Raw genomic sequence first — 23,892 nt, 5'->3', positions numbered from 1 at the left:
CACAATAAGTGGAAGAGAACCTATAAAGAAATAACGATAAAATGTTCGTGTATGTTGCTGCACAACGTTTTTTGAAATTGAAATGGGTAAGGAGGGAGATCGGCTCGTCAAATGACGCAACTCTGTAAAAATAAATGTACAAAGTCTGCCGGGCTGATTTAATACGCGTCAACCTAGAAGTGACAAAATGTATGTAATAGGCAGCAGAGACAGACTTATTTTTATAGGTTTTGACGCCGGTGTCTTCATTGAATGAAAGTAAACTTACACCAGCTCGTCAGGTGAACGCGATCTATTGGGCGTCGGGCATCGTATCGATTTGTGGAATTATTTTTGAAGTGCTTTTCGGGGCGCTTGGTTCATATATCCTCGGTGATGGAGTCACTCAGTATACTTTAACCATTTCACTGTTCTTAACAGGAATGGGGATAGGTGCTGCAATTAGTGAGAAGGTAACAAAGCATTTAATCCTTTCCTTCATTTGGATTGAATATGCTGTCGGGTTAATTGGCGGCTTTTCTGCCTTTGTTATGTTTGGGGTGACGTCTTTTTTCCCTGGAGGCACCGATGCTTTTGTTCTCTATGGAATTACTTTACTGATTGGGGCTTTAACAGGTGTAGAGCTGCCGGTCCTTATACGTAAAGCAAATGAAATCGGTGTTTCTTTGAACCGAAGCACTGCCCGCGTTCTATTCTCTGATTATGCAGGCGGACTGGCAGGCGGGCTCTTATTTGCTTTTTGTTGCGGCCGCAATTTGGACTCGTGAAAACGCCCTTTCTCGTCGGGATGGTCAATATCGGCATTTCAATATGGATCTTAGTCTTATTTCGTTCACAAATAAAACGTTTTGCATGGCATCTGGCGTTTGGCATCTTTTTTCTCGTTGTTCTGTTACTAGGCGTTTTATTTGGCGAAGAAACTGCTTTTCGTTTTGAACAGAAGATGTATCAAGACACCATTGTCTTCTCGGAAGAAACGGCTTATCAGCGTATTGTAATGACGCGGGACCGTGGGGATACGCGACTCTATTTAAATGGTCAGCTGCAGTTAAGCTCTGCCGACGAGCATCGCTATCACGAAACGCTCGTGCATCCGGTCATGTCTGCGGCAAATGGGCGTGACAAGGTTTTGATTTTAGGAGGAGGAGATGGGGCAGCCTTGCGCGAAGTGCTTAAGTACGACGATGTCAGGGAAGTCACAGTTGTTGATCTCGATCCGCGCGTTGTTGAATTGGCAAAAACCGACCATCTGCTCCTTGATATTAACGAAAATGCGTTTTCCAGCCCTAAAGTAAAGGTCGTTCATGAAGATGCCTTTGAGTTTTTGGAAAACAGCGCCGCAACATTTGATGCAATCATTGTCGATTTGCCTGACCCTAACAATGAGTCGTTAAATAAGCTGTATACGTATGAATTTTACTCCTTAATGCGAAACCGTCTTGCTTTAGGAGGTGCTTCGGCCATTCAAGCGACAAGTCCTTTATTTGCTCCGATGGTGTACTGGACAGTCGACCATACAATTCAAAGCACAGGACTACATACGGTCAATATGCATGTGGATGTCCCCAGTTTTGGGGATTGGGGATTTATTTTAGCAACAAGGGAACAGGTGAATGTGAATGAGTTGTCTCTTCGTGTAGCGACTGACTTTCTCACTGAAGACATGCTACAGGCATTAACGGTATTTGGCAAAGACGCTCGTCGGCCAGAAGAGGAGCTCGAGGTGAATCGCTTAATCAATCCGATTCTCTTAGATCATTATGAAAAGGCATGGCGATATTATTAAAAAAGAATGCTTAGTGTAGAGAAATTGTGGGAAAAACATCAACAGAGGAGTGATGGATATATGAAAATCTCTTTTCATGGACATGCTGTCGTCCAAATTGAAACAAATGGGAAAAAGATACTGATTGATCCGTTTATTACAGGAAATGGTCAAACCGACTTAAATGCTGCCGAAGTGGAAGCAGATGTCATTCTTTTAACCCATGGTCATAATGACCACGTTGGTGATACGGAAGCGATTGCTCGGCGCACGAATGCACTTGTCGTCGCTCCAAATGAACTTGCAGTTTATTTATCCTTTAAAGGGTTAAACACCCATCCGATGCACATTGGCGGCAAACATACGTTTGATTTCGGTACTGTCAAATTAACACAAGCGTTTCATGGTTCAGCCTATACCGATGAAGAAAATCAGCAGATGATCTACACAGGTATGCCGAGTGGAATTCTTGTTATGGCTGAAGGCAAAACCATTTATCATGCCGGTGATACAGCATTGTATTCAGATATGAAAATGTATGGCGAGCAGCATGACATTGACCTGGCATTCCTGCCGATTGGCGATAACTTTACGATGGGACCAGAAGACGCAACCCTTGCAGCCAAGTGGCTCCAGGCAAAGCATGTCGTTCCAGTTCATTACAACACATTCCCGGTGATTGAGCAGGATGCACAGGCGTTTGTCAATGGTTTAGACATGGAAGGAACGGTTATGAGTGCTGGCGACTCTCTAAACTTATAAGCTTCAGCTTGTAGACAAACGCATTCATTCGTCGTTACTCGACTCGCTCGTCCACTCATGAACTAGGAGTTCAATTCGTGTCTTCGCTAAGCTTTCGTGCTTAGGCTGATAAGCGTTTTCAAGTCAGGCTGTAATTGATTGGGAAGTAACGAAGTGGGCGCTAAAAAGTAAAGATAAGATTTTATCAATATTCTTAAGCCGTCTGACACATGGAGGTGTCAGGCGGCTTTTTCAGTTGTGCAGGAGCGTTCTATTTCTTTGCTTGTGAACATATATGTGAACTAGTAAGTTTATTATGGAGGCGTCATTTTTGAGAGAACGTTATTTATTTTGTATATTGACGGTTATTGCTTTAACGGTGCTGACATATCCTTATCTCGTTGAACAATTTTACCGGCCGGAGGGTAGAGCGTTTGCAGTGGTGTGGTTGACCCTCTCGATCATTGCCATCGCCGGTAATCTAATCGCCTATATACGCACAGGAAAAAACAAGAGTCGTCGCGATCAATGGAGGAAAACGAGTCGGCTCAAAGGAAAAGAAAAACAGCGAATGCTCTCACGGTAGGAGCTTCGCTGTTTTGTTTTTAAGACGGCCTCTCATTGAATGCGATCGCAAAGAACAGTATAATGGGGGATACAAAGCAACGATTGACGATAAAGGTGACAAATGTATGTTGACAAAACACGAAAAGATCATCAGGTATATTGATTCTCTGAACATCGGACAGAAGATATCTGTGCGCGGTGTAGCCAAAGCGATGGATGTGAGCGATGGTACCGCTTATCGTGCCATTAAAGAAGCAGAAAACAAAGGCATCGTCAGTACGATTGAGCGCGTTGGTACAATCCGGATTGAAAAGAAAGATCGAAAAAGCTTTCAAGAGCTGACGTACGCAGAGGTTGTTAATGTTGTTGATGGACAAGTTTTAGGCGGTAAGGAAGGACTCCATAAAACGTTAAATAAGTTTGTCATTGGAGCGATGCAGCTTGATGCGATGATGAGCTATACTGGGGCTGGAAACCTGCTTATTGTAGGTAACCGAATTAAAGCACACCGTTTAGCTCTGGAGGCAGGCGCTGCGGTATTGATTACTGGAGGTTTTAATACTGAAGAAAGTGTAAAAAAGCTTGCTGATGAGTATAAGCTTCCCATCATTTCCAGCAATTACGATACTTTTACCGTAGCAGATATGATCAATCGGGCGATTTATGATCAAATGATTAAAAAAGACATTGTGCTCGTTGAAGATATTAAAACAGCGCTCGAGCAAACCCACTTTCTTTATTTTGATAGCACTGTGCAAGATTGGCTTGACAAAAATAAGGAAACCGAGCATAGTCGCTATCCTGTTGTGGATCATCATGGTAAAGTCGCTGGCATGGTGACGTCAAGCGACGTTTTAAGGCATGCGCCAGCTGAGCCGATTGAGAGAGTGATGTCAAAGCAGGTCTATACGATTTCCAAAAACACATCTGTCGCCTCTGCTGCGCAAATGATGATTTTAAATGGAATTGAGATGGTTCCTGTCGTTGATGAAATGCAACGGCTGTCAGGAATTATTAGTCGGCAAGATGTCTTGAAAGCGTTACAGATGCTACAACGACATCCGCAAACGAGCGGGGAAACGCTAGATAATATGGTCACATCGCAGCTTCAAGCGGTTCCTGTCGGAAGGCAACAAAAGAAAGTGTATGAGTGTGAAGTGACCCCGCAAATGACGAATGCGCTCGGAACTATGTCTTATGGTGTCTTTACGACACTTGTGATTGAAACGGCATCACGAACATTAAATGAACAGAGAAAAAGTGAGCTCGTCGTCGAAAGCATGAACGTTTTGTTCGTGCAGTTAGCTCAGCTAGGTGCACTGCTTGAATTTAAAACAAATGTTATGGAAATGGGTCGACGTACGGCGAAGGTGGATGTGGAGTGTATGTCTAATGGTACGCTCGTCGGGAGAGTGCTCTTGTTCGTGCAGTTGTTAGAGCATTCAAGATAAAAAAAGCCTCAGCCTTTTGACTGGGCAGAGGGCTGGAGGCTTGACCGTACGTATTTAAAAATTCGAATCCCTGAGACGATATTCGCTCCCGCAAATACGAGGAAGATGATACAAACAAAGAGTGCCATTTGCGTGCCAAGTGTCATGTAAGCATGTATACCCGCTAGTCCGATAAATGTGCCGAGGAAAAACCTCGCAATGGCACGATTCTTTCCTTTTTTATAAGGCTCTTCTGCACGAGAAGCAGAGACATTAAAAAATACGTGAATGGCCAATGAAACCATTGCTGCAATAAACATGAGGCACCTCCGTACCATAAGATCTCATTTTATATTGTACCAGTCCCTTCACAAAAAACAATACATAGGCGAAAGGAATGCATGCTATGAATAAGCTTTTAGATTATATTAAAGACTACAGCAAAATTGTTATTCATCGACACGTTCGCCCAGATCCAGATGCTTATGGCTCGCAATGTAGTCTTGCTGAAATCATTCAAGCGAATTTTCCGGAAAAACAAGTTCGAGTTGTCGGTCAGGAAGTAGATTCGCTGAAGTTTCTTTATCGGATGGATGATGTTCCCGACGATTTTTACGCCGGGTCACTTGTACTTGTGTGTGATACAGCGAACAAAGAAAGGGTTGACGATCAGCGGTATGCATTGGGTGAGGTCGTCGTGAAAATCGATCATCATCCGAATGATGATCCGTATGGACAAGTCAATTGGGTTGAAACGTCGGCGAGCTCGACGAGTGAGATGGTCTATGAGTGGTATAGTGCTCATAAAGGTGAGTTAACGCTTCCGGTGAAAGCAGCGGAGCTTATTTTTGCAGGGATTGTTGGCGACACAGGACGGTTTATGTTTCCGAGCGCTTCGCCTAAAACGTTTCAATATGCTTCAGAACTCGTCCAATATTCTTTTTCCCGTCCTGCTCTTTATGAGTCGCTCTATGAAATAAAAGAAAATGTCCTTAGACTGCAAGGACATATTTTACAGACGTTCACACTTGCTCCTGAAGGCGTGGCGCAAGTTCGTCTTTCGACCGATATGCTCGAATCATTTAACGTAACGCCTATGGAAGCGTCTCAGCTAGTTGGCACATTAGGGAATGTAGCTGGTATTCGGGCGTGGGTCTTTTTTATTGAAGAGGAAAATATTATCCGAATACGTTTAAGATCAAAGGGGCCTGTCATTAATCAGATTGCCCGCCAATACGATGGTGGTGGTCACCCGTTGGCTGCCGGTGCATCGATTGTCTCATGGGAAAAAGCAGATGAGGTCGTTGAAAAAATAAAAGAGGCTTGTTTAGCGGCATCGTCGAAACTTTAAGGCGCAGGTCCTTCTTCTACGCGCAGAATGAGCTCGAGCGTCGTATATAGATACATTTCTTGGACTTTTAGATGGAAAGGTTGTTTATCAATCGTATGGGTTTTATTTTCAATGGCTTTAATGACAAACGCTCTATTGGCAGCTACCTCTTCAATGTTTTTTGTTAAGAGGGGCTGCAGCTCTTCCTCAGCGGCTTGCCTAAGCGTATGAAGCGTGTGTGCTGAAGATTTATAGGCTCTCTTTGACGCATCTGCAAAATCAATGGTAATTTTCTGGATTTTTAATTGTTTTTCATTTTTTTCATTGAGTGTTTTATAATCGTCCTCCATAATATCGATGCGTTGGTTTAAATGGCGAATTTCAGCACGTTGCTGATTAATTTTTTTGACTGAAGCTCTTGTATTTCACCATAAATAAACAGAAAAACGATCCAGCCAGCCAGTGCACCTAAAGCGGCGCCTGCTAAAAATTGTTGCCATGTCGGCTTTTTATAATAGGGCGGGATATGCATTACATCGCGCTCCCTTGAGTGAGCCATTGAATGAGCTTTGCTCCGCTTTGCGCACCCGCCATGGCTGAAATGATCAATAAGGTTTGTTTGAATATATCGATTGGTGCACCATTAAAAATGCCGCGTTCAAATGTGGAAATGACATCAAACGTTCCTCCGATGGCGGCAACGAGTCCCCAAATTTTTAGACTTTGTGAAAGGCGTGCAATGGTTTCGTACGGCGGTGCACCCGTTAAAAAAGCGCTGATGCCACCAACAAGCGAACCTCCTAAAATGACGCCTAGTGCAACGAAATAACAATTTAAAAAGGTGACAATAAACAATTCTTCTTTCATAAAAGTCTCCCTCCTACGCCACCTAAGCTTCTACTCTCCTTATGTCACTGTATTCAATAACAATGGTAGTTATGTGCCTGTCCTCATTTGATTTGCATGAAAGGATGACCAGCAATGATTCATCTACAAGTCCAAAGTGGTTTTAGTTTTTTACGCAGTGTGTGTGGCTTGGAGGAACTCGTTTATACGATGAAGAGCTATGGAATGAAAGCAGCAGCCTTGACGGATCACAACGCTCTTTACGGTGCATTCAAGTGGGTAAAGCTTTGTGAAAAAATGGTATTCAACCGATCATTGGCATGAGGGTAGAGGTAGATTTTGCAGACGCCCCGCAAGAAACGATATTACTGTATGCTCAGTCTGACAAAGGGTATCGGCAACTATTGAACATAGCTCATCATGTATCAAAGGATCGGCTCTCATTTGCCCAGCTTTGTGAGCAATGTGACGATCTATTCTCTGTTTACCCCGTCCAATCTCAAAAAATAAAAGCAGCACTCGAGATGGGGGAGGTAAGCTTCGTACAACCTGTGATTCGTCAATGGTCTGAGGCGTTTGCCGATAGGTGTCTGCTCGGGATCGACGCGAGAAGTGCTCGTTACTATGAAAATGGTTTACGGCAAATGATGGCGGAAAGCGGTGTTGATGTCGTTGCGCTAGGGGATGTCAGGTGCATTCACCAAGATGATGAAGAAGCGTTACGTACAGTTGAAGCGATTCGAGCAGGCGTTCCGATCGATGAATTACCTATGATGCAGGGAAAATATCACCTCACGTCTTTCGAAGAGTTACAGGCTGATTTTTCGCATTGGCCTGAAGCGCTAGAAAATACCGCAATTGTCGTTGCGGCTTGTTCAGGATCATATCATTTTCCAGAAGGGCGGTTGCCGAATTATCCTGTACCTGTAGAAACGAACTCTCGTGCTTATCTTGAAAAAGCATGCTGGTCGGGGTTAAAGAAAAGGTATAAAGCGCACCATCTGGCCGCTGAACAACGTCTTCAGCACGAACTTGAAGTCATATTTTCTACAGGATTTGCTGATTATTTTCTTATTGTTTGGGATATCGTTCGATTTGCGAAGAAAAGGGGTATTCCGGTTGGTCCAGGGCGTGGATCAGCCGCTGGGTCTATGGTGGCTTATACGCTAGGAATTACTGAGGTTGATCCATTAGCTTATGGGTTGCTGTTTGAACGCTTTTTAAACCCAGAACGTTTGTCGATGCCTGATATTGACATCGACATTGCCGACGATCGCAGAGATGAGGTCATCCATTACATTCAACGACGGTTTGGCGCAGCGCATACCGCGCAAATTGGCACGTTTGGCACATTTGCGGCAAAAGCCGCAATAAGAGATGTCGCCAAAGCTTTTGGTCTCTCGACAAGAGACATTCAGCGGTTAAGTGGCTGGATTCATTCAAGTCGACGTCTGCAAGAGAATGCGATGACAAACGACGCATTACGAAACTGGACGAATGAAAGTGAGCGCCATCAGCGAATTTGGAAAGTAGCTTGCCGTATTGAAGGATTACCACGGCACGCTTCCGTTCATGCAGCCGGAATCGTCTTGAATGCGAGACCACTTCTAGAGTCTGTCCCTTTACAACAAATCAATGACGGTCTTTATGTCACGCAGTTCGATATGAATGATTTAGAACAACTAGGCCTGTTAAAAATGGACTTTCTCGGGCTTCGTAATTTAAGCTTGATGGAGCGAATTAAAAAAAGAGTCGCTGACAGCAGGCGAGTGCATTCAGAAATGATTCCTTTAGAGGACAGTCAGGCACTACAGTTACTTGCAGCTGGTGATACGAGCGGAATTTTCCAATTTGAATCAGCTGGAATGAAAAAAGCGCTCCAAGAAGTCAAGCCGACGTGTTTCCTAGATGCTGTAGCTGTTAGTGCTCTTTATCGTCCAGGACCTATGAAATATATCCCATTATATGCCAAGCGCAAAAAGCAGCAGGAAAAATGGGAGGCGCCTCACCCAGCGCTAGATCGCATCTTAGAAAGTACGCATGGCGTGATTATTTATCAAGAGCAAGTGATGGCTGTTGCCCACGAGCTTGCTGGTTTTTCGCTAGGTGAGGCTGATTTGTTAAGACGAGCGATCAGTAAAAAAAACCGAGACGAAATGGCTGAAGCGAAGGTATTATTTATTCAGGGCTGTCAATCTAGAGGGTTGACAGAACAGATGGCTGAACGTGTATTTGGTTTTATTGAACAATTTGCTCAGTATGGTTTTAATAAAAGCCATGCCGTAGCTTATACGATGATTTCGATGCAGTTGGCTTATTTAAAGGCTCATCATCCAGCGGCGTTTTATACAGAGTTGCTTGCTTCGATTTCTGGACAAACGGAGAAAATCCGTGCTTATTTGCAAGAGTGTAAAGGGAAGAAGCTAACAGTGCAGCCGCCCTTTGTAAACAAAGCCGAAGCGGCGTATTCGTGTAAAGAGGACACCATATATATCGGACTGACTGAAGTGAGGCAAGTCGGCCGTCAGGCTGTGGCTGCTATACTCGAAGTGCGGGCTGAACAGCCATTTCAAAGTTTATTTGACTTCGCTGTGAGGATGCCTAAAAAATGGGTGACTCGTTCAACTTTAGAAGCGTTGATATATGCGGGTGCTTTTGATGAGCTCCATCCGAATCGTGCCTCTGCAATCGCCAGTATTGATCCAGCCCTGGAGTATGCCGAGCTTGTTGGGGATGGTGATGATGGACTTGGACTCATCATTCCTCCACCAAATATGCAACCAGCCGAGCCGTTGTCTTTACAAGAACAGCTTGAAGGCGAATTGGACGTGCTTGGCTACTATATATCTGGTCACCCTATGGACGCGTATGAAGATGCCCTTGCTTCAGAAAAAGCAACCGTGCTATCCGAGGTGAAAAATAGTGTGTACCGTTATGTATCAACCGGAGGGATCGTTCAAAATATGCGGGCGATCAAAACCAAAAAAGGCGAGCCGATGTCCTTTATCGTCCTTTCGGATGCCACGGCAGAGATTGAAGCGGTCATTTTCCCAGATGTGTACAGTCAGCTGCAGCCGATGTTAAAAGAAGGGAAAGCGTTGTTTGTTGAAGGAGAACTAGAATGGCGCAAGGGGGAACGTCAGCTCATTATTAAAAATGCCCGCCCGCTGACAATGCAACCTCAATCTAGCGCTACGTTATATTTAAGAATAGGAACAGAAGAGCGCTCATCACTTTCTCTTTTGAAGGAGCTGTTATTAAAGCATAAAGGACAGGTAGCTGTTTTTCTCTATTACGTTGATGAAAAACGTTGGCTGCGCTTGCCTTCTTACTTGAATACAAATGCAAGCGAAGATTTACTTGCGCACCTACGGCATTTAATTGGTTCGGAAAATGTCGCCTTGCAATTGAATCGCCTAAAAGAAGAGGAATGATGTAAGACGAAGTCTCTTTTGATATAATGGTAAAGTCTTTTTCCGAAGACTTATGGATAGAATAAGTACTGATTTGACATTCGATTACAAGCTTGCAAGCTTCATAGTACAAGCCGAGCGTGTGAATGATTGTTTGAAGGGGGAGGCCTTCGATGCTTAAAAACATGTTTAATAAAAAGAAACGATACGCGACCATTCCATCCGAGCAGGCAAAAGCGGATGTGCCAGAGGGGCTTATGAATAAGTGCCCTATGTGTAAGAAAATCATGTATACGAAAGAATTACAAAAAAATTTAAAAGTATGTGAGTGCGGTTATCATCACCAAATGGGTGCGGAGGAGCGCATTCAGCTTGTCATTGACGACGGTACATTTGAGGAATGGATGGCGGATTGGTCATCTGGAAACCCATTAGACTTTCCTGGCTATGAGGAAAAGTTAGAGGGCGATCGCAAAAAGACGAGTCTAAACGAAGCGGTCGTCGTAGGGAAAGGTACCATTCATGACACTCCTGCAGTCGTCGCTGTGATGGATGCCCGTTTTCGTATTGCGAGTATGGGCGTTGTTGTCGGTGAAAAAATTACCCAAGGGATTGTCCGGGCGAAAAATGAGGGGCTTCCTTTTATTATTTTTACCGCTTCAGGGGGCGCTCGTATGCAAGAGGGGATCTTAAGCCTTATGCAAATGGCAAAGACAAGTGCCGCGCTCAAAGAATTTAGCGACGCTGGCGGGTTGTTCATTTCTGTCATGACTCATCCAACAACGGGTGGTGTGTCGGCAAGTTTTGCTTCCCTTGGTGACTTTAACTTAGCCGAGCCAGGTGCTCTCATTGGCTTTGCGGGAAGGCGCATCATTGAACAAACGATTCGTGAGAAGTTGCCTGATGAATTTCAAACGGCTGAATTCCTACTTGAGCACGGTCAGCTTGATAAGGTCATTCATCGTAAAGAGTTAAAGCAAACTCTTTCGTTACTCTTAGACTTTCATCAACCGAACACGGAGGTGTAATGATGAGCGGAACCCTTGATTTTGAAAAACCGGTAGAAGAGCTACGTGAAAAAATTGACGAGCTGAAAAAATTCACGAGTGAAAAAGACATCGATCTTTCTCAGGAGATTCAGCGCTTAGAAGAGCGGTTAAAAAAAGTAGAAGATGACGTCTATGGAAATATGACGCCTTGGCATCGTGTTCAATTAGCGCGACACCAAAAACGTCCGACAAGTTTAGATTATATTGAACGTATTTTTGATGATTTTATGGAGCTTCATGGCGATCGGCTGTATGGAGATGATGCGGCCATCGTAAGCGGCATTGCCCGTTTTCAAGGGCAGCCTGTCACTGTCATTGGGGAGCAGCGCGGGCGTGATACGAAAGAAAACTTACGTCGTAATTTTGGTATGCCCCATCCAGAAGGCTACCGAAAAGCCTTGCGTTTAATGAAACAAGCAGAAAAGTTTCAACGCCCTATTATTACATTAATAGATACAAAAGGAGCTTACCCGGGTAAGGCGGCTGAAGAACGGGGACAAAGCGAAGCCATTGCTAAAAATCTTTACGAAATGGCTGGTTTAACTGTGCCTATTCTCGTCGTCGTTATTGGAGAAGGGGCGAGTGGAGGGGCTTTAGCGATAGGTGTAGGTAATCGCGTCTATATGCTTGAAAACGCCTGGTATTCTGTCATTGCCCCAGAAAGTGCAGCAGTGATCTTATGGAAAGATTCTACACTCGCACAAAAAGCAGCCGAATCGATGAAGATTACTGCCCCTGATGCTATGGAGTTAGGCATTCTTGACGACATCATTTCTGAAGTGAAGGGCGGAGCACATCGGGATGTCGATGAGCAGTCGAAGCGTATCGCGCAAACGCTAAGCAAAGGATTAAATGAATTATCAACGATGAGTCCATCGGAATTAAGAGAGCAAAGATACGAAAAATTCACTTCGATTGGACGCGTTTTAGAAAATCAAGATCCAGTTAGTGTTAAATAAATTATTTTTGATGTAGAACGTTGTTTGCCTATAAGGTTCATGGTATCTTTTAAATTAGGAACAAGAGTATTGAGAAAGAGGTGAAAGCAGTGAAACGAATAGGCGTATTAACAAGCGGCGGCGATTCCCCGGGGATGAATGCAGCAATTCGCGCCGTTGTTCGAAAAGCGATTCATAGCGATATTGAAGTATATGGGATTTATTATGGTTTTGCTGGTTTAATTGAAGGAAATATTGAAAAGCTAGAGATCGGTTCAGTAGGAGACATTATTCACCGTGGTGGAACAATGCTCTATACAGCCAGAACTGAAGAGTTTAAAACAGAAGAAGGGCGTCAAAAAGGGATCGATCAGCTTAACAAATTCGGTATTGAAGGACTCGTTGTTATTGGTGGAGATGGCTCCTTTCATGGGGCAAGAAAGCTGACAGAATCAGGGTATCCTTGTATTGGTGTACCAGGCACGATTGATAATGACATTCCTGGTACTGACTTTACAATCGGCTTTGATACGGCTTTGAACACAGTGATTGATGCAATCGATAAAATCCGTGATACAGCGACTTCTCATGAACGTACATATGTCATTGAAGTCATGGGTCGAGATGCAGGCGATCTAGCGCTTTGGTCTGGTTTAGCTGATGGTGCTGAAACAATTGTCATTCCTGAAGCACCGTATAATATGGATGAAATTGCAGCGAGGTTGAAAAAAGGGCATGAGCGCGGGAAGAAGCATAGTATTATTGTCGTGGCGGAAGGTTGCGAAAGTGGCGTTTCGTTCGGTAAAAAAATTGAAGAAGCAACACAATTTGAAACAAGAGTTTCTGTTCTTGGCTACATTCAACGCGGTGGCCGGCCAACTGCTTCCGACCGTGTACTTGCCAGCCGACTCGGCGCAAGGGCAGTTGATCTATTATTAGCAGGAAAACAAGGCCGCATGGTGGGGATACAGCAAAACCGCCTCGTCGATCACGACATTGCTGAAGCATTACAACTAGAACATACGATTGATATGGATATGTACAAACTCTCTAAAGAGTTATCCATCTAACAAGTGAATCAGGAAACAGGAGGCACAAGATTATGCGCAAAACGAAAATTGTTTGTACAATAGGCCCAGTTAGTGAGAATTATGAGACACTAGTCGAGCTAATGAACTCAGGGATGAATGTTGCTCGACTCAACTTTCCCACGGTGATTTTGAAGAACACGGAAACCGGATTAAAAATATCCGTAAAGCCTGTCAAGAAACAGGCAAAACAGTGGCTATTCTTCTAGATACAAAAGGGCCAGAAATTCGGACACATTCGATGGCGACGGAAGTCGTTGAGTTGGAAAAGGGACAAGATTTAATTGTTTCAATGGACGAAGTCGCCGGCACGGAAGAAAAGATTTCAGTCACATATGATGGACTTGTTAACGACGTGCATCCAGGGTCAAAGATTCTTCTTGATGATGGATTAATTGAGCTTGAAGTAGTTTCCGCTGATGAGCGCAATATTTATACAAAAGTATTAAATAGCGGTCAATTAAAAAGCAAAAAGGGTGTTAACGTTCCCAATGTATCGGTGAATTTACCGGGCATGACAGAAAAGGATGCGAACGACATCCTCTTTGGCGTGGAGCAAGGCGTTGATTTTATTGCCGCTTCATTTATCCGCCGCGCATCTGATGTGTTAGAAATTCGTGAGCTTTTAGAGAAAAACGGTGGCTCACCGATCCAAATCATTCCTAAAATCGAGAATCAAGAAGGCGTCGATAACATCGAGGAGATCCTTGAAGTATCTGATGGTTTGATGGTGGCTCGGGGTGATTTAGGCGTTGAAATTCCTGCCGAAGAAGTTCCTCACGTTCAGAAAAGGTTGATTGGCATTTGTAATAGCATGGGTAAGCCGGTCATTACAGCCACACAAATGCTTGACTCAATGCAGCGTAATCCGCGTCCAACACGCGCCGAAGCGAGTGACGTTGCCAATGCCATTCTTGACGGCACTGACGCCATTATGCTCTCCGGCGAAACGGCTGCGGGTGATTACCCAGTCGTCGCTGTACAGACGATGGCCAACATTGCCGAGCGTGCAGAACAAGCGCTTGACTACAAATCTCTGTTAGACAAGTCGTCAAAAAGCAGCAATAAGACAATTACAAATGCCATTGGACAGTCGGTCGCACATACGGCGCTTAACCTAGATGTTGCCGCGATTGTCGCTCCAACGGAAAGTGGTTATACGGCAAAAATGATTTCTAAGTACCGCCCGAAGGCGCCCATTGTCGCCGTGACGATGAACGAAGCGACAAACCGTCGTATGTCGCTCGTGTGGGGAGTGCAGGCCATCAATGGTGAAAATACATCTTCCATCGATGAAATGCTTGAGAATGCAGTTCAAAAAAGTTTGTTGACTAAGGTTGTGTCGCGCGGAGATTTAATCATTATTACTGGCGGCGTTCCAATTGGTGAGTCTGGAAATACAAATCTTATGAAGGTTCACGTCGTTGGAGATATTCTTCTTAAAGGGACAGGTATTGGTCGCCGTACTGCTTTTGGCCGCGCAGTCGTTGCAAAAAATGCAGAAGAGGCTAATGCAAATGTCAACGAGGGTGACATTCTTGTCACATCGGCGACAGATAAAGATATGATGCCGGCGCTCGAGAAGTGTGCAGGGTTAATTACCGAAGAGGGTGGTCTGACGACGCATGGAGCTGTTGTCGGTCTCAATCTAGGTATTCCAGTCATTGTTGGTGTGGATAATGCCACTAGCCTCATCAAAAATGGACAAGAAATTACGATCGATTCACAAAATGGAGACGTCTATAGCGGGCATACAAGTGTACTATAAATAGATAAGTCATACGTAGAGCCTTCTTTAAAAGTGGAGACAAATCCTAGTAAATTTTGTCTCCACTTGTGCATGAGAAGGGGTTTTTTCATTTTTCGCCTAAATACTCGTTCTGAAAAGTTTCAACAAAATGCAGCGCTTTGTGAAGACGAGTGAGCTAATGGAGAACGTAAGCGGCTGGCAACAAGCTTGTGAGGGCTACTAAAAGAGCCCTCTTTTTTTCTCATAAATAGGTCGTTTATTTTAAAGAAGGAGTGAATGCGCTTGAAAAAAGGGCTACTATTATTCATTATTGTGCCACTTCTTGAAACGATATTGTTTATTTTACTTGGGCGAGTGATCGGTTTTTGGCCGACTGTCATCGGTATACTATTGACGGGCGTCATCGGAGCATGGCTTTTAAAGAAAGAAGGAAGTAAAGTATTGGAAGCCATTCGGATGAAGACGAATCAAGGGATTCCCCCAACTGAAGAATTGTTGGACGGTGCGTGTATTGTCGTTGGAGGGATTTTTTTACTGACACCGGGCTTTATCACAGATACAGTCGGATTTGTCTTGCTTTTACCTCCTTTACGACGAGGACCGAAACAGCTCATTAAAAAACTAATTTCTTACATAGCATTGCAGCGCAACTTTATTTTCTTTAGACGGTTTTAATCCGAGCGTGTAATATAGTTCCATGCCTCTTTAAATAAGCCCGCTTCGTGTAAAGCGCGAAAAGCAACTATTACAAAAGGCCCTAGAAATAAGCCTGCAACTCCGATCCACTGAAATAAAACAAACATTGAAATCAATGTCGACAGTGGATGAATGCCAATTTGACTTGAGAGAATTTTCGGCTCAAGTAATTGTCTTGAAATGATAATAATGCCATACAAAATAGCTAAACCTATCACTGCTTCGTATCTGGCTTGAAAGAACAAATAAATCATCCACGGTAAAAAAACGAGCCCTGTCCCAGCATAAGGCAAAAGGTCTACCATGCCTATGAGCAAAGCGATCGTTAACGCATAATCGATGTTCAAAAACGTTAAACCAAGCCAGACAATTACGGTAGAAATGCTGACAAGAATGAACTGTGCTTTAATAAAGCCATTAAATGAATGTTTAAAGGTTTGCAGAATGGACGACCAGCTCCGTTGCCATAGCGGAGGGCACATGCGCTTTATCCAGCCTGTGACTCGTGGCCAATCTTTCGAGATAAAAAAGGTTCCTAGTAAAATACAAATAAGGACGACTGCTGTATTCGGCACGAAGGAAAGCAGTCCAGGGATAAGGACGAGCGTACCTTGCACGACGGTTTTGACCGCCTCACCTATGTTGTCAAGAAGTTGCACAAGCTGATTTTCAATCCAATCTTGTTGATCGTTGTTCAATGAATGAAGTTGCGCTTCAATGAGCGTATATACGTTTAAAATAATGTCATTCACATTGGCAATCAACCGGTCGATGTGTGGCGGTAGTACCGAGATTAAATAGCTTGTCCCAGAGATCATCTCGGAAACGGTAACAAAAAGGAGGAATCCTAACACACCGAGAAAGCCAACCATGATAAAAAAAACAGCGGTCAAGCGATGAAAGCCCAATCGTTTTTTGAGCCATTCGATAGCTGGGTTCATGATCCAGGCAAGTAAAAATGCGATCAGAAAAGGGTAGGCATAGCGGAGTGTCCCATAAATTGCAATAAGGATGATCCCTATGGTCGTAAAAAGTAAAATTGCGCGTGCGAATATAAAGAAGTGACGTGTATCTTTTCGATTCACAGAGTTCTCCCTTTCTAACACGTGATGCGTACATTGCATTGGCGTAATTACATGACTAAGACGTAAGATTGATTAGAGGTGAACACATGATGGCAGCGATAGGCCCCTATATCTTTTTATCTTTATTGTTTGTGATTGGGCTCATCGTAAAAAATAAAACGCTGTATATTGCTGTCCTCGTTTTAGCCGCATTAAAAGCGAGCGGAGCCGAGGAAAAGCCAATGGCATTTCTTCACGATAAAGGGCTAATGATCGGTGTAACAGTGATTACGGTTGCAGTGCTTGTCCCCATTGCGACAGGAGAGATTGGCTTTAAACAGCTTGGTGAAGCCGCAAAGTCCTCGAATGCCTGGATCGCTGTTGGTGCAGGGGTGTTTGTTGCTCTTGTCGCAAAAAGCGGCCTTTCTTTATTAAGCAATGACCCTCATCTAACTGCGGCGCTCGTCATCGGCACTATACTTGCGGTCGTTCTTTTCAACGGAGTCGCCGTCGGCCCTTTGATCGGTGCAGGTATAGCTGCGATCATTATTTCATTTGTGCAAAAATTAGGTGGCTGATCGCTCACCGGAACCAATCGATTCACAAACGACCAATGATTCGTTATAATAGACGTATATGCATTGCATAGCTTTAACATGACGAAGGTCTTAAGAGGGATTATTTTTTTGCAAAGGAGAGAATTCCATGACAGTCAGTCGCGGACTTGAAGGCGTTGTGGCGACACAATCGTCCATCAGTTCAATCATTGATGATGTCCTTACATACAGAGGGTATAACATTGATGACTTAGCCGAAAACGCTTCTTTCGAGGAAGTTGTCTATTTGCTATGGTTTGGCAAATTACCGACAGAGGAAGAGTATCACACGTTTACGCAACAGCTTTCAGAGCATGCTACGTTGCCAGAGGAAGTCATAGACCATTTAAAATCATATGACCTTCAACATGTCCATCCAATGGCAGCGCTTAGAACAGCGGTTTCAATGCTAGGTGTTCTTGACAAAGAAGCTGATGATGACTCTGTTGAAGCAAACCGCCGCAAAGCCATTCGACTTCAAGCTCAATTGCCTACGCTCGTGACAGCGTTTTCCCGAATTCGTAATGGCGGAGAACCTGTCGCACCTAAAATGGAGCTCAGCATTGCTGCAAATTTCTTGTACATGCTGACAGGTAAGGAGCCTGATGAGATTAGCGTTGAAGCCTTTAATAAAGCTTTAGTTCTGCATGCGGATCATGAATTGAACGCATCGACGTTTACGGCTAGAGTGTGTGTTGCGACGCTCTCAGACATGTACTCAGGTATTACATCTGCGATTGGTGCATTGAAAGGACCTTTGCACGGTGGGGCCAATGAACGCGTTATGAGAATGCTGTCGGAGATTGGCACTGTCGACAATGCAGAGCCGTACATACAAAAAGCTCTCGACAATAAAGAAAAGATTATGGGCTTTGGGCATCGTGTGTATCGTACAGGTGATCCAAGAGCGAAGCACTTAAAGAAAATGTCTAGTGAGTTGACAAAAGTAACAGGTGAGACAAAATGGTATGATATGTCTGTGACCATTGAAGACATTGTTACTGGTCAGAAAAATCTACCGCCAAATGTTGACTTTTATTCAGCATCTGTTTATCACAGCCTTGGGATTGACCACGATTTGTTTACACCCATTTTTGCTGTCAGCCGTGTGTCAGGATGGATTGCGCACATTCTTGAACAATACGAGAATAATCGCTTGATTCGTCCTCGTGCGGAGTATGTAGGCAAAGTAAAAGAGACATTTGTTCCAATGGCAGACCGTGGATAATTCAATAAAATAATAATCATTCAGGAGGAATGTACACATGACTCAGGGAGAACGTATTACAGAAAATAATGGTGTACTCAACGTACCTAACACACCTGTAATTCCTTATATTGAAGGCGATGGCACTGGTCCAGACATTTGGGCTTCTGCTTCCAAAGTTATCGAAGCTGCTGTTGAAAAAGCATATAACGGCGAGAAGAGCATCGCTTGGAAAGAAGTATTAGCTGGGGAAAAAGCATACAACCAAACTGGTGAGTGGCTCCCAAGTGAAACACTTGATGTTATCCGTGACTATAAAATCGCGATTAAAGGGCCTTTAACTACACCAATCGGTGGTGGAATTCGTTCACTGAATGTTGCGCTTCGTCAAGAGCTCGATCTGTTTACATGCCTTCGTCCAGTTCGTTATTTTGAAGGAGTTCCTTCTCCGCTTAAACGTCCTGAAGATACAGATATGGTGATCTTCCGTGAAAATACTGAGGACATTTACGCAGGGATCGAATATCAGGAAGGCTCAGATGAAGTGAAAAAAGTCATCGCTTTCCTTAAAGATGACATGGGCGTAAACAAAATTCGCTTCCCAGAAACATCTGGTATCGGTATTAAGCCTATTTCTGCTGAAGGTACGAAGCGTCTCGTACGTGCAGCCATTGAATACGCACTTAAGGAAAACCGTAAGTCTGTAACCCTCGTTCATAAAGGAAACATTATGAAGTTTACAGAAGGCTCCTTTAAAAACTGGGGCTATGAAGTGGCTGAGGAAGAGTACGGCGATAAAGTCTTCACATGGGTTGAGTACGACAAAATTGTTGAAGAAAAAGGCCGTGCTGCTGCAGATGAAGCTCAATCCAAAGCAGAAGCAGAAGGTAAGCTCATCATTAAAGATGCAATTGCTGACATTTTCCTTCAGCAAATCTTGACTCGTCCAAAAGAGTTCGATGTTGTTGCAACGATGAACCTAAATGGTGACTACATTTCCGACGCTTTAGCTGCACAGGTAGGTGGAATTGGAATTGCTCCAGGAGCAAATATTAACTATGAATCTGGACATGCTATTTTTGAAGCAACACATGGAACAGCACCAAAATATGCAGGGCTTGACAAAGTCAACCCATCTTCTGTCATTCTTTCTGGTGTCTTAATGCTTGAACACTTGAAGTGGAATGAAGCTGCAGACCTTATCATTAAAGCAATGGAAAAAACAATCGCAGAGAAAGTGGTTACTTACGACTTTGCTCGTTTAATGGACGGGGCTACAGAAGTAAAATGCTCTGAGTTCGGTGATGCACTCATCAAAAATATGGGTGCGTAAAAAATAGTGAGCTAGCGCTTTGAGAAAGGCGTCACTCTCAGAGTGTAGACAAAGTCATAATAAAGACTTTGTCTACACTCAGTTTAAGAGGGATAATCGAATCGAGCCAATGCTTCATCCTGACTTGAACTCGCTTTGGCACTGAGTCAAAAACACTCGAAGAGCAACGAGGGATGAGAGCGTTTGTCAACAGAACGATCATCCTGACTTGAAAACGCTTGTCAGACTAGGCGCGAAGGTGAGTGAGGACACGAATAGAACATCAAGTTCATGAGTGGACGAGTGAGCCGAGCAACGACGGATGAAAGCGTTTGTCAACAGAACATCATCCTGGGTTGAAAACGCTTGTCAGACTAGGCGCGAAGGTGAGTGAGGACACGAATAGAACATCAAGTTCATGAGTGGACGAGTGATCCGAGCAACGACGGGTGAAAGCGTTTGTCAACAGGATAAAAACAGAAGGAGGATCAACTAGTGACCATCCAAAGAAGAAAAGTATCTGTCATCGGAGCAGGATTTACAGGCGCAACAACCGCACTCATGGTTGCGCAAAAAGAGCTGGCAGATGTCGTCCTCGTAGATATTCCTGACCAAGAAAAGCCAACACAAGGCAAAGCGTTGGACATGCTTGAAGCAAGTCCAGTTCAAGGTTTTGATGCCCATGTGAAAGGAACTTCTGATTACGAGGATACAGCAGGGTCGGACATCGTTGTCATCACAGCCGGTATTGCAAGAAAACCTGGCATGAGTCGTGATGATCTCGTCAGCACAAATGCGAAGATCATGACATCCGTCACAAAAGAAATTGTAAAACACTCTCCGAATACGACGATTATCGTGCTAACGAATCCAGTAGATGCGATGACCTATGCGGTCTACAAGGCTTCTGGCCTCCCGAAAGAACGCGTTATCGGACAATCAGGCATTCTTGATACAGCTCGTTTCCGAACATTCATCGCTGAAGAAGTGAACTTATCTGTGAAGGATGTCACTGGTTTCGTTTTAGGTGGGCACGGTGACGACATGGTTCCTTTGATCCGTTATTCCTCTGTTGGCGGTGTACCTGTCGATCAGCTCGTGTCTCAAGAAAGGTTGGACGCCATAGTTGAACGGACAAGAAAAGGTGGCGGTGAAATCGTTAGTCTTCTTGGAAACGGAAGTGCCTATTATGCACCAGCTGCTTCTTTAACAGAAATGGTTGAAGCGATTTTAAAAGATCAAAAGCGTGTGCTTCCTTCGATCGCTTTGTTAGAGGGAGAATACGGGTATGAAGGCATTTATCTAGGTGTGCCAACCGTTCTTGGCGGTGCAGGTCTGGAGAGAATCATTGAGCTTGATTTAACAGAGGAAGAGAAAACCGCACTTGACAAATCAGCCGAGTCTGTGAAAAAAGTGATGGCCGTTCTGGCATAGCGTGAAGTTTTCTCTATTTGAGCGAGTCTTGCGATGCAGGGCTCGTTTTTTGTTCTTAAAAATACATAACAATACGAATAACATAAAAGAAGCATTTTGAAAGTCTTTTGTCTTGGTCGATTTGGTAGTATGATGAATATAATATAGAGAGAACCTATGATGTAAGGGGAATTCAAAGCAGGAGGACCCAATTGTGAGTGAAAAAACGATTCTAGTTGTTGACGATGAACCATCAATCGTCACTTTATTGCAGTACAATTTACAGCAGGCTGGTTATGATGTGATTACAGCCAACGATGGTGAAGAGGCGCTTCAAAAAATATTAGAAGAAGAGATCACCCTCGTGGTTTTAGATTTAATGTTGCCTAAAATTGACGGCGTGGAAGTATGCAAGCAGCTTCGACAGCAAAAAAATCAACTGCCGATTTTAATGCTGACTGCCAAAGATGATGAGTTTGATAAAGTGCTTGGCTTAGAATTAGGTGCAGATGATTATATGACGAAGCCCTTTAGTCCTCGAGAAGTTGTTGCGCGGGTCAAAGCGATTCTTCGTCGTACGCAAATTCCTACGTCAGAAGAATCAACAGACCACCCGTTTGTTGTTTTAGGCGATCTTGAAGTGTATCCCGATCAATACGAGGCTTATTACAAAAAAGAAGTTTTAGAATTAACGCCGAAAGAATTTGAGTTGCTCGCATATTTAGCAAAGCATCGCGGGAGAGTTCTTACGAGAGATCAATTGCTTAGCGCTGTGTGGAATTATGATTTTGTTGGGGATACTCGTATCGTAGACGTGCATATCAGTCACTTACGAGAAAAGATCGAGGAAGATACGAAAAAGCCAGTATACATTAAAACGATCCGTGGACTTGGTTATAAAATGGAGGAGCCAAAGCACGGATGAAGTGGATCCGAGCAAGACTTCCTTTGACTCTTGTCCTACTGCTAAGTGTTTCTTTCTTAGGCACGGCTTTTTTGATTGGTCATCAAGTATACATGCATGATGTCGATTTAACGAAAGAAAAGCTTGCTTCAGAGGGCCAGTTGATCTCCGCCTTATTAGAGCAGCAAACTCTAGAAGAATCGATTGATGTCGATATTCAATCGATCGTAGCGATTTATAATGACGAAGGCGTTAGTGAGCGCGTCATACATCCTGAAAGCCATTCGGATGATAACCTTCCTGTATTGCCAAGTGAATTCTTAGCAGAAACCAACCAGGGAGAATACGGAAATTTTTTATACACATTAGATCCTATACGTGGAGATCGCTATTTATTTGTCGGTACTCCTGTAGATGAAGTAAGACAGCGTGCAGAGCAGCTATGGTGGCTGCTGGGGCTTTCCTTAGGGGCGACCTTAATTGTTATTGGAATGGTCGCTAGTCGAGTCACACGTCATTATGCAAAGCCTGTTGAAGCGGCTGCGAGTGTGGCAAAGGAACTGGCTCGTGGCAATTACAATGCCAGAACATATGAGCAATATCAAGATGAACCAGGAAGTGTCCTTAGCCAATCGATCAATACACTGGCGCGTAATCTTAAACAAATGGTCGATTCCCAAGAAATGCAAAAGGACCGGCTGCGCACATTGATAGAAAGTATGGGCAGTAGTCTTTTGCTCATCGATCGAAAAGGCTATGTCAATCTGATGAACCGAGCGTATAAAGACACATTCCAAGCAGATGAGACTCGTATGCTTTCGCGTTTATATTATGAAGTATTAGAGCATAAGAAGGTCATTCAGTTAATTGAAGACATTTTTATGACTGAGAAAAGTGTTCGCCAGCAAATGCGTCTTTCTATGGCCATTGAACGACGGCATTTCGAAGTATACGGAACACCCATTATCGGTGAAACCGAGGAGTGGAAAGGGATCGTTCTCGTCTTTCATGACATCACCGATCTAAAAAAGCTAGAGAATACACGGAAAGATTTTGTCGCCAACGTGTCTCATGAATTAAAAACACCGATCACGTCCATACGCGGCTTTACAGAAACGTTATTAGACGGTGCAGGACAAGATGAGCAGCTTAGGGAGCACTTTTTATCCATCATTCTTAAAGAGAGTGAGCGGCTCCAATCACTCGTTCACGATCTTCTTGACTTATCCCGCATTGAGCAGGATGGTTTTCCGCTTCATCTATCAGATGTTGACCTTGTGTACATTGTGAAAGACACGATCGAATCACTTTCTAATAAGGCTGGAAAGAAAGATATTGAACTCATCGATGAATGGTCTACGGAATCCTCGGTTTTTATCCAAGCTGATAGCTTAAGAATGAAACAGGTGATTTATAATTTAATCAATAATGCGATTGCCTATACGCCAGATGGTGGTCAAGTTAAAGTTGCACTACAAAGAAAAGACAATGGTGCGCAAATTGTCGTTGTAGACACTGGAATTGGCATCCATGCGAAGGAAGTGCCACGGATCTTTGAACGATTTTATCGTGTCGATAAAGATCGGAGTCGTAATTCTGGAGGAACAGGTCTTGGCCTTGCCATCGTGAAACACTTAGTCGAAGCGCATCATGGACAAATTCAAGTTGAAAGCGAGCCGGATAAAGGTACGACCTTTACGGTTTGGCTGCCGCGAAAATTTACATGACCTTTACACTGGCTTTATAGAAGGTTTATAGAGTATTGATATTCTATCAATGAAAC

The 23,892-nt window shown here is 43.8% G+C and carries 20 protein-coding genes and 3 pseudogenes; 18 read left to right on the top strand and 5 right to left on the bottom strand.

Translation table 11 applies throughout. The features are described from left to right. Positions 1-248 precede the first annotated feature (248 nt). The 4 genes and pseudogenes from G4V62_RS08745 to G4V62_RS08730 all read left to right on the top strand — a co-directional run bounded on the left by G4V62_RS08745 (position 249) and on the right by G4V62_RS08730 (position 4,524). Positions 249-1,786 (top strand): annotated as a pseudogene (locus tag G4V62_RS08745) (polyamine aminopropyltransferase). Between the two features lie 60 nt (positions 1,787-1,846). Then, positions 1,847-2,527: a metal-dependent hydrolase gene (locus G4V62_RS08740; RefSeq protein ID WP_165201289.1), complete on the top strand. Its 681-nt coding sequence runs from the start codon at positions 1,847-1,849 to the stop codon at positions 2,525-2,527. A gap of 310 nt (positions 2,528-2,837) precedes the next feature. After that, positions 2,838-3,092 (top strand): hypothetical protein, encoded by a 255-nt coding sequence (locus G4V62_RS08735; RefSeq protein WP_165201287.1) that lies wholly within the window; start codon positions 2,838-2,840, stop codon positions 3,090-3,092. Positions 3,093-3,198: 106 nt separating this feature from the next. Beyond that, positions 3,199-4,524, top strand: a complete 1,326-nt coding sequence (locus G4V62_RS08730; RefSeq protein WP_165201285.1) for a DRTGG domain-containing protein — start codon at positions 3,199-3,201, stop codon at positions 4,522-4,524. An 8-nt stretch (positions 4,525-4,532) separates the two neighbouring features. Here G4V62_RS08730 and G4V62_RS08725 read toward each other — a convergent pair whose 3' ends face one another. Further along, entirely contained in the window at positions 4,533-4,823 is a 291-nt protein-coding gene (locus G4V62_RS08725; protein ID WP_165201283.1) for a YtpI family protein, read from the bottom strand. Positions 4,824-4,909: 86 nt separating this feature from the next. Here G4V62_RS08725 and G4V62_RS08720 point away from each other — a divergent pair, with 86 nt between their 5' ends. Then, positions 4,910-5,854 (top strand): DHH family phosphoesterase, encoded by a 945-nt coding sequence (locus tag G4V62_RS08720; protein ID WP_212508713.1) that lies wholly within the window; start codon positions 4,910-4,912, stop codon positions 5,852-5,854. On the opposite strand, the gene G4V62_RS08715 is transcribed toward G4V62_RS08720, so the two are convergent. From G4V62_RS08715 to ytrH, 3 genes and pseudogenes are all read right to left on the bottom strand, one after another. Continuing rightward, positions 5,851-6,183, bottom strand: a complete 333-nt coding sequence (locus G4V62_RS08715) for a sporulation membrane protein YtrI (RefSeq protein ID WP_165201279.1) — start codon at positions 6,181-6,183, stop codon at positions 5,851-5,853. The two genes, G4V62_RS08720 and G4V62_RS08715, sit on opposite strands and share 4 nt — an antisense overlap. 12 nt (positions 6,184-6,195) lie before the next feature. Next, positions 6,196-6,365 (bottom strand): annotated as a pseudogene (locus G4V62_RS08710) (sporulation membrane protein YtrI); the annotation flags it as partial. After that, on the bottom strand, positions 6,365-6,700 hold the full coding sequence (ytrH, locus tag G4V62_RS08705) for a sporulation membrane protein YtrH (RefSeq protein ID WP_165201275.1): 336 nt from the start codon (positions 6,698-6,700) through the stop codon (positions 6,365-6,367). The pseudogene G4V62_RS08710 and the gene ytrH, both read right to left, overlap by 1 nt. Positions 6,701-6,814: 114 nt before the next feature. On the opposite strand from ytrH, the gene G4V62_RS08700 reads away from it, so the two are divergent. From G4V62_RS08700 to G4V62_RS08670, 7 genes and pseudogenes are all read left to right on the top strand, one after another. After that, positions 6,815-7,003: a PHP domain-containing protein gene (locus G4V62_RS08700; RefSeq protein WP_165201273.1), complete on the top strand. Its 189-nt coding sequence runs from the start codon at positions 6,815-6,817 to the stop codon at positions 7,001-7,003. Further along, a complete protein-coding gene (locus tag G4V62_RS08695; protein ID WP_165201270.1) occupies positions 7,000-10,113 on the top strand; it encodes a DNA polymerase III subunit alpha in 3,114 nt (1,037 codons plus the stop codon). Before G4V62_RS08700 ends, G4V62_RS08695 begins: the two co-directional genes overlap by 4 nt. A 152-nt stretch (positions 10,114-10,265) precedes the next feature. Continuing rightward, positions 10,266-11,120: an acetyl-CoA carboxylase, carboxyltransferase subunit beta gene (accD, locus tag G4V62_RS08690; protein ID WP_165201268.1), complete on the top strand. Its 855-nt coding sequence runs from the start codon at positions 10,266-10,268 to the stop codon at positions 11,118-11,120. Between the two features lie 2 nt (positions 11,121-11,122). Beyond that, positions 11,123-12,100, top strand: a complete 978-nt coding sequence (gene accA, locus G4V62_RS08685) for an acetyl-CoA carboxylase carboxyl transferase subunit alpha (RefSeq protein WP_165201266.1) — start codon at positions 11,123-11,125, stop codon at positions 12,098-12,100. An 89-nt stretch (positions 12,101-12,189) separates the two neighbouring features. Then, positions 12,190-13,149 (top strand): 6-phosphofructokinase, encoded by a 960-nt coding sequence (pfkA, locus tag G4V62_RS08680; protein ID WP_165201264.1) that lies wholly within the window; start codon positions 12,190-12,192, stop codon positions 13,147-13,149. Positions 13,150-13,181: 32 nt separating this feature from the next. Further along, positions 13,182-14,935: pseudogene (gene pyk, locus G4V62_RS08675) on the top strand (pyruvate kinase). 264 nt (positions 14,936-15,199) lie between these two features. After that, a complete protein-coding gene (locus G4V62_RS08670; RefSeq protein WP_246218344.1) occupies positions 15,200-15,592 on the top strand; it encodes an FxsA family protein in 393 nt (130 codons plus the stop codon). Here the strand turns inward: G4V62_RS08670 and ytvI are convergent. Further along, positions 15,589-16,698: a sporulation integral membrane protein YtvI gene (gene ytvI, locus G4V62_RS08665; protein ID WP_165201260.1), complete on the bottom strand. Its 1,110-nt coding sequence runs from the start codon at positions 16,696-16,698 to the stop codon at positions 15,589-15,591. The genes G4V62_RS08670 and ytvI overlap by 4 nt on opposite strands. Before the next feature lie 89 nt (positions 16,699-16,787). On the opposite strand from ytvI, the gene G4V62_RS08660 reads away from it, so the two are divergent. From G4V62_RS08660 to pnpS, 6 genes are all read left to right on the top strand, one after another. Then, entirely contained in the window at positions 16,788-17,255 is a 468-nt protein-coding gene (locus G4V62_RS08660) for a DUF441 domain-containing protein (protein WP_165201258.1), read from the top strand. 127 nt (positions 17,256-17,382) lie between these two features. Next, positions 17,383-18,501 (top strand): citrate synthase, encoded by a 1,119-nt coding sequence (gene citZ, locus G4V62_RS08655; protein WP_165201256.1) that lies wholly within the window; start codon positions 17,383-17,385, stop codon positions 18,499-18,501. A 37-nt stretch (positions 18,502-18,538) separates the two neighbouring features. After that, positions 18,539-19,813, top strand: a complete 1,275-nt coding sequence (icd, locus tag G4V62_RS08650) for an NADP-dependent isocitrate dehydrogenase (protein WP_165201254.1) — start codon at positions 18,539-18,541, stop codon at positions 19,811-19,813. Positions 19,814-20,287: 474 nt separating this feature from the next. Next, on the top strand, positions 20,288-21,226 hold the full coding sequence (mdh, locus tag G4V62_RS08645; RefSeq protein WP_165201252.1) for a malate dehydrogenase: 939 nt from the start codon (positions 20,288-20,290) through the stop codon (positions 21,224-21,226). 193 nt (positions 21,227-21,419) lie between these two features. Further along, positions 21,420-22,130: a response regulator gene (locus tag G4V62_RS08640; RefSeq protein ID WP_165201250.1), complete on the top strand. Its 711-nt coding sequence runs from the start codon at positions 21,420-21,422 to the stop codon at positions 22,128-22,130. Beyond that, positions 22,127-23,836 (top strand): two-component system histidine kinase PnpS, encoded by a 1,710-nt coding sequence (gene pnpS, locus G4V62_RS08635; protein ID WP_165201248.1) that lies wholly within the window; start codon positions 22,127-22,129, stop codon positions 23,834-23,836. The genes G4V62_RS08640 and pnpS overlap by 4 nt, the downstream gene beginning before the upstream one ends. Positions 23,837-23,892 lie beyond the last annotated feature (56 nt).

Source organism: Litoribacterium kuwaitense (genome assembly GCF_011058155.1).
Classification (GTDB): Bacteria; Bacillota; Bacilli; order Bacillales; family DSM-28697; genus Litoribacterium; species Litoribacterium kuwaitense.
This window is presented reverse-complemented; position numbering and strand designations above follow the sequence as displayed.

Bases quoted from the DNA above. Each gene is read 5' to 3' on its own strand.
- ytrH (WP_165201275.1), bottom strand. From the start codon at position 6,700: ATGAAAGAAGAATTGTTTATTGTCACCTTTTTAAATTGTTATTTCGTT.
- citZ (WP_165201256.1), top strand. From the start codon at position 17,383: ATGACAGTCAGTCGCGGACTTGAAGGCGTTGTGGCGACACAATCGTCC.
- pnpS (WP_165201248.1), top strand. From the start codon at position 22,127: ATGAAGTGGATCCGAGCAAGACTTCCTTTGACTCTTGTCCTACTGCTA.
- G4V62_RS08660 (WP_165201258.1), top strand. From the start codon at position 16,788: ATGGCAGCGATAGGCCCCTATATCTTTTTATCTTTATTGTTTGTGATT.
- G4V62_RS08730 (WP_165201285.1), top strand. From the start codon at position 3,199: ATGTTGACAAAACACGAAAAGATCATCAGGTATATTGATTCTCTGAAC.
- accA (WP_165201266.1), top strand. From the start codon at position 11,123: ATGAGCGGAACCCTTGATTTTGAAAAACCGGTAGAAGAGCTACGTGAA.
- G4V62_RS08720 (WP_212508713.1), top strand. From the start codon at position 4,910: ATGAATAAGCTTTTAGATTATATTAAAGACTACAGCAAAATTGTTATT.
- G4V62_RS08715 (WP_165201279.1), bottom strand. From the start codon at position 6,183: ATGGAGGACGATTATAAAACACTCAATGAAAAAAATGAAAAACAATTA.
- G4V62_RS08700 (WP_165201273.1), top strand. From the start codon at position 6,815: ATGATTCATCTACAAGTCCAAAGTGGTTTTAGTTTTTTACGCAGTGTG.
- G4V62_RS08725 (WP_165201283.1), bottom strand. From the start codon at position 4,823: ATGTTTATTGCAGCAATGGTTTCATTGGCCATTCACGTATTTTTTAAT.
- accD (WP_165201268.1), top strand. From the start codon at position 10,266: ATGCTTAAAAACATGTTTAATAAAAAGAAACGATACGCGACCATTCCA.
- G4V62_RS08695 (WP_165201270.1), top strand. From the start codon at position 7,000: ATGAGGGTAGAGGTAGATTTTGCAGACGCCCCGCAAGAAACGATATTA.
- icd (WP_165201254.1), top strand. From the start codon at position 18,539: ATGACTCAGGGAGAACGTATTACAGAAAATAATGGTGTACTCAACGTA.
- G4V62_RS08740 (WP_165201289.1), top strand. From the start codon at position 1,847: ATGAAAATCTCTTTTCATGGACATGCTGTCGTCCAAATTGAAACAAAT.